The sequence below is a fragment of the Microbulbifer okhotskensis genome (assembly GCF_023895975.1).
In the GTDB taxonomy this organism is placed as follows: Bacteria; Pseudomonadota; Gammaproteobacteria; order Pseudomonadales; family Cellvibrionaceae; genus Microbulbifer; species Microbulbifer okhotskensis.
Genome location: NZ_JALBWM010000170.1, coordinates 1 through 5,437 on the forward strand (window position 1 = coordinate 1; position 5,437 = coordinate 5,437).

The window sequence follows — 5,437 nt, forward strand, 5'->3', positions numbered from 1 at the left end:
AAACCTGCTAATCAGCTATGAAGCCATTTACTTGTATGTCTGGGCTGATAAGCAGGATGTAGCCCAAAGGGTGATGCACTTCATAGTTGAATACAGGATTGAATGCAGGAATCTATTTAATACAGCACACTAGAAGTAGAACCAGAACGCAACGACCAGATTCAGTACCATCATTAAAAAGTCAGTGATAAATATAAAGCGCATTACGCCTTTTACTTGCCATGGCCCTTTACCAATGCGATTCTGGAGAACAACGGGGACATTATATGCAAATTGCGATCCGTGTGTTACTGCAAAGACAAACAATAAGACTGCCCGTTGAATATCACCTGAAAACTCGGATTGATTTAGCAACAGTAAAATATTAAGGAGGGCCAGGGAAAGATTGAATCCACCGAGGAACTTTCCCGACTCCGCCAAGATTCCAAAAACCGGCGTATCCCTCTGCGCCCTAGGCACCAGCAACTTGGCAAATATTTGGTTTCTCAGGGAGAAGACATTAAATCCCATCAGAAACCAAATGGTATTCAATATCAAGACCACTTGAAAGATCACTATTACCTCCAAATATTATTATTGAGGAGCAACGATGGCCTCTCAGGGGTCCAGCACAACACTTAATCCAGAGCCACTTACTGTCATTGGTAAAAAATACAGATCAGGAATTGCCCAGCACCGGCCAGAGATCGACAATCTCGCCTTTGTTGTAAACAGCGATATCACCAAACTGCAAAAATACCGATTCACTTTGAGTGGGCCTGAGGAAGACCCAGTCATCTTCATTCAACAACACCTTGCTGGAGCCGTTTAGCATCTCCTGGTTACTGGAGCGACCATAGATGGGATTGATGGATAGCCCTTGCGGCGATTCCGGTTGGGCTTTCCAGTAGCCACCGGAAATAAAGAACGTCTGTTGGCGATTGGGGTTCAGCCAATTGAAGGGGCCCGTGAGCCCTTCTATCCCCGGTATCTGTGTCTGTGACAGTTTCTTCAGTACCGGACTGGCGATATAGGCGGCAGGGAGATGATCGGATAAGGTAGGAAGATCAAAGCCCGCCGGCTTGACAAGACAGGAGCCCGCAGCAATCTCGCTACAGGGGGCGCTACCCGCATGAGGTTTATACAGCTGGTAGGTGGGGCTACCGGCCGCATTCATTGTCGGCGCTTTGGGGAATGCCTCGCCCAAGCGAGCCTGAGCCTGCTCGATTCTGCCCCGGTAAATATCCAGCCCCTGACTGATCGCCTTTTCTGGCCCGCCGAGAATGCCGGGCATCTTTGCGGCATGGGCGTCGTAGCCCATAAAGCCTGCAAACTTTAACAGGGGTTCCCGCTGGATAATACTGAGCATCGCGTTGAGGTCTTCCTCATTTGCAACCCCACCCCGGTGTAGGCCTACATCGATCTCAATATTGATGCGCAAGCTTTGCCCCAGAGAGCGTGCCAGGCTGGCGTATTGATTGAGACGGCGGGGGCTGTCTAGCAGCCATTGCAATTGCCGGGAAGGATCGAATTGCGCCCCCCGCGCATCGGAATAGAAAGCCTTGGCTGCAGCAAAGGGAAGGGGTTTGCCCAGCAAAATATCAGTATTGGGATAAGATTTTACCAATTGCTGCAGGAACGGCAGCTGGAAGACCATAATGCGGTTGGTTTTCGTGCGCTGCGTGACAACATCCAGCAAATTGAGCGATGGTAACGATTTGGCGACCACCCGATAGTCGTAGTGGCCGCTGAGGTGGCTGAATAAAACATCAGCGTTATTTTGTAGCCGCTCCAGGTCGACAACCAATGTGGGGCCGGAAAAGCCGGTATTATCCAGGGCCTTAGAAACACTGGAAAAATATTCACTGTGCCCGCCCTGCCCCTGTGCTTTGGGACGCAGTACCGATACTCCGGCCACTGCCCCCAGTGCCACACCACCCATCAATAACTTCCGGCGCTTGCTGTCCATTATTATTTTCCTTGTGTCAGGTTAACCGGTCAAAAACCCAGACGATTCAGGCAAACAGCGATTTTAAGTAGGGGTTTAAGAACTTTCCTGTGGGGTCCAGCTCACGGCGAACTGCCAGGAAATCCTGCCAACGGGGGTAGAACTCGGCAAATTCCTGCCCTTGCAACTTGTTTAGCTTGCCCCAGTGCGGGCGTCCACCATATTTACGCATAATGGGCTCAATGGCCTGAAACAAGGGCCGGTGGTCTTCTTCAAAGTAGCGATGTATGGCGATGGATACTGATTCTTGCTTGTAGAAAGGACTCAGCCAGATACTGTCACCTTTGACGAAACGTACTTCGATCGGAAAGAAGACGTCCAGGTTGTTATCCTCAATCGTACGGCGTATTTCCGCAAAGGCTTTTAAGCCGGCTTCTCGGGGCAAATGGTATTCCATTTCATTGAAACGCACATTTCGCTCACTGGCATAGTTCCGCCAGGAGGATTCAACCACGACTTCCCTTTCGATATCTTCCATCGCACCTTGTAGGGCAAACTGGCGGAGCTTTGGTGACCAGCCCAGCCAATCCCGCACAGATTTCAGCGTCATAACGGCTTCATTGGTATCTTCCCGCTCCGTAGAGAAAACCTCCTCGGTGGTTGTCTGGTGGGAGTCCGCCATGCACATGCCGGAAAACGGGATGTAATAGAACTCAAAGTTACGGTTGGCATCGGCCAGTGCCGACGCCTGCTCCAGCACCTCTTCTAGTGGCGCCACCCAGGACTCACGGCGCAGACGATAGCTGGGCTGATTCTGCATACACACTTTGGTCACCATCCCCAGGCTGCCGAGGGATACTTGCGCTGCCGCGAAAATTTCAGGGTTTTGCTCGCGGTCACACCAGAGTGTGTCACCGCTTGCCGTCACCAGCTCGATACCCGCTGCATAGCTAGACATACACCCCAGGCCGGCACCGGTACCATGGGTCGCGGTTGCCAGGCAGCCCCCTAAAGTTTGCTCGTCGATATCCGGCTGATTGATCAGTGCCTGCCCAATATCTTCGAGGGGTTGGCCGATATCTGCAACCCGGGTGCCGGCGTAGATCGTTGCCTGCACCTTATCGGTATCGTGGTCGGCGACACCGGTAATGCGGCCCAGAGAGATGATCGTATCGTCTGTGGGTACCAATGCGGTGAAGGAATGTCCTGCGCCTACAGCTCTGACGGTGCCTTGCGCTTCTGCAATCGCCGTCTGTAATGCGGGAATGTCTTTGGGGGCCAGTCGATGGGTGGGCAGACACTCTTGAGAACCCGACCAGTTCCGCCAACGAACCCCTATCTTTTTTGTCGAGGGTGCTGCTGTTTGCAACAAGGTGCGTGCAACCGAGGAGATGGGCGCGGCGGCCAGTGATGCGGAGCCGATCGCGATGGAGTTGATAAACTGACGACGACTGAATCCCATATTCCTTACTCTGCTGTAGCCATAAAGACGATCAACTGTTCGAACTGTTCAGGGGAGCACTCAAAGCAAAGACCTAGGGGAGGCATGCCCTGGAATCCATTAATCGCGTTTTCCACCAATACATCCACCCCCTTTTCCATGCGAGGTTTCCAGCTGGCTAAATCCCCAGTAAGGGGGGCGGCGCTGGCGCCAGTGCTGTGGCAGCTATGGCACGTACGGGTATATATCTCAGCGATTTCAGGGTCAGCGGGCGCTAGGGAGAGCGCCCTTTGAGTAAAGAACGCTCGACTTTCTTGATTATTCTTTGGAGACTCAGAACATCCTTGAATGACATTTAGCACCAAAAGCAGGGACAAGAGTTTAAAGCTCCAGCGCAAGGCTAACAGTTCCATATGCGTACACCTACTACATTATTGTTGTTTATTTCTTTTTGGCTATTGCCAAAGTTTTGTGTACATATCGCTTGCACCATTGTTAATCATGCTGACCGGTAAAACAACTACCGGAACTGCTTGGTCCCAAGAAATTTTTATCACAATTTATTTGCGTACCACTTCACCATCAACAGCTCAATAATATTACACTGCTTCTATCTGAATTTATATTTGCGTGGATAGGATGACGCGAACACAGAATCGGCTTTGCATTTTTTAATGCGGCTATTGACGTTTCTGGATATGCTGCCAAAGATAAAACCCTCCCACCACAGTTCCCACTGGAACATTTAAAATACTCACCATTGAAAATATCAAAACCAGTTTAGGGGCATAGCTCTTACTAGTCACTACTGCAACTCCAGCGAAAACCCAAAAAGTATTAAATGAAATAAACAACGTTAACAACAGAGGGGAAATACTAAATATACTTATTGGCGCATTGAATATTGCAACTCCAAAAACAGCTTAAAAAAACAGCTTAAAAAAACAGCGTAAAAAAACAGCGTAAAAAACCGCAATATTCCACTTGCTATTAAGAGTGTCAATATCGAGCAGATGAATTATCAACCAACCAAAAAATCTCTCTTCGTCACTAACCATACGATTCCCCCTAGCAATACAGGTAAAAGACCTTAAATTTGCGGTCTGTCGCCGGGTGTATCCAACAAGTTGAAAAATGGGCTCCGCGACATAAGCCAGAGTCCCAAATGATTAGCCTCCACTCTACTTTAGGCGTTGAGACTCCGTAGAAACAAAAATATTCTCGAGTTTTTGATCAGGCAGGTACCCGGTGGTTGCGAGAGCTTTAGTGTCCCAAATCTATCGGAGTTGATTCAAGGCTATTGGCGCTTAAATGATTGAAACTTAACCCCCCAGCAGCGCCTGACTACCCTAAAAGAGCATGTAGATAGGAGAATTACCACCATCGATCATGCGGATATCTACGGGGATTACTACTGCGAGCAACTCTTTGGTGAAGCACTCAAACTGGATAAATCTATTCGAAATCACATTGAGATTGCCACCAAATACAGCATTAAGCTGTGCTCTGAAAATTACCCCGACAGGGTAGTAAAGCACTATGACTCCAGCGCACAATATATTCAGCACTCAGTGGATAGCTCTCTGTCCCGGCTGGGTGTGGAGCATATTGATATCCTGCTGCTCCACCTGATTGGTTACTAAGGTGGAGCTAAACCCCACTAATTTTGAGGTTGCGCACGATGGCACCCTGGACCAATCGACCAATGGCTTGGTCCTGCCTGGCCGGTGGGCAGATATTCAGTGGCTCAGACACTCAAGCGATGCGCTTACTTACTGCCTTGAGAGAAGTCAAAGATGAGATAGGGGCAAATAGTATCGATCAGGCAATCTATACGTGGGTGCGACGCCTCCCACCTAACCCCTTAGCCATTGTTGGCTCGGGAAAAATTGAGCGGGTCGAATCGGATATCGAAAGCCTAAAATATAATCTCAGCAGAGAACAGCGGTATAAAATTTGGACCGCATCAAAAGGTTGTGAGGTTCCCTAAGGTTGGTCAACAGGCCCTAGGGGACAGGGCTGTCCCATATAAATCGGTGTAAAAACGAACAGAATAGACCTAAAATAGC

6 protein-coding genes are annotated in these 5,437 nt (G+C 49.3%); 2 read left to right on the forward strand and 4 right to left on the reverse strand.

The genetic code is table 11. The features are described 5' to 3' along the window. Positions 1 to 129 precede the first annotated feature (129 nt). The 4 genes from MO867_RS20210 to MO867_RS20225 form a co-directional block, all read right to left on the reverse strand. Complete coding sequence (locus MO867_RS20210; RefSeq protein WP_252472454.1) at positions 130 to 555, reverse strand: hypothetical protein; 426 nt, start codon at positions 553 to 555, stop codon at positions 130 to 132. 103 nt (positions 556 to 658) lie between these two features. Then, positions 659 to 1,948: a DSD1 family PLP-dependent enzyme gene (locus tag MO867_RS20215; RefSeq protein WP_252472455.1), complete on the reverse strand. Its 1,290-nt coding sequence runs from the start codon at positions 1,946 to 1,948 to the stop codon at positions 659 to 661. Positions 1,949 to 1,994: 46 nt separating this feature from the next. Continuing rightward, positions 1,995 to 3,389, reverse strand: coding sequence for a D-arabinono-1,4-lactone oxidase (locus MO867_RS20220; RefSeq protein ID WP_252472456.1), 1,395 nt, complete (start codon positions 3,387 to 3,389; stop codon positions 1,995 to 1,997). A gap of 5 nt (positions 3,390 to 3,394) precedes the next feature. After that, positions 3,395 to 3,781, reverse strand: a complete 387-nt coding sequence (locus MO867_RS20225; RefSeq protein WP_252472457.1) for a c-type cytochrome — start codon at positions 3,779 to 3,781, stop codon at positions 3,395 to 3,397. A gap of 969 nt (positions 3,782 to 4,750) precedes the next feature. Between MO867_RS20225 and MO867_RS24160 the strand changes: the two genes are divergently transcribed. Both MO867_RS24160 and MO867_RS20235 read left to right on the forward strand, forming a co-directional pair. Further along, on the forward strand, positions 4,751 to 5,011 hold the full coding sequence (locus tag MO867_RS24160; RefSeq protein ID WP_373565916.1) for an aldo/keto reductase: 261 nt from the start codon (positions 4,751 to 4,753) through the stop codon (positions 5,009 to 5,011). Positions 5,012 to 5,049: 38 nt separating this feature from the next. Further along, entirely contained in the window at positions 5,050 to 5,358 is a 309-nt protein-coding gene (locus tag MO867_RS20235; RefSeq protein WP_252472459.1) for a hypothetical protein, read from the forward strand. The last annotated feature ends 79 nt before the right edge of the window (positions 5,359 to 5,437 follow it).